The following is a 231-nucleotide window of genomic DNA, read 5'->3' on the forward strand; positions in this document are numbered from 1 at the left end:
GTCTCCCTGTTACAAAAGCTGGCAAGCTAGTTGGAATCATTTCTGAATCTACTGTACTGCACACGTTAGTGAAATTAACAGGAGCACATCAACCAAGTTCACAAATTGAAATTCAAGTAAAAAACGAACCTGGTATTCTTGGAAAAGTCGTTGCTATTTTTAGTGATTTGCAAATAAATATCGTGAGCGTTCTCGTCTATCCAGCAAAAGATGAGAATGATAAAGTACTCG

Annotated in this window: 1 protein-coding gene; it reads left to right on the plus strand. The window is 37.2% G+C overall.

Annotated features, from left to right (window positions below; genetic code table 11):
• On the plus strand, positions 1-231 hold a 231-nt coding region (locus tag SB658_RS27985), incomplete at both ends, for an ACT domain-containing protein (protein WP_410603862.1).

This window comes from Bacillus sp. SIMBA_008, from assembly GCF_046535495.1.
Lineage (GTDB): Bacteria > Bacillota > Bacilli > Bacillales > Bacillaceae > Bacillus > Bacillus subtilis.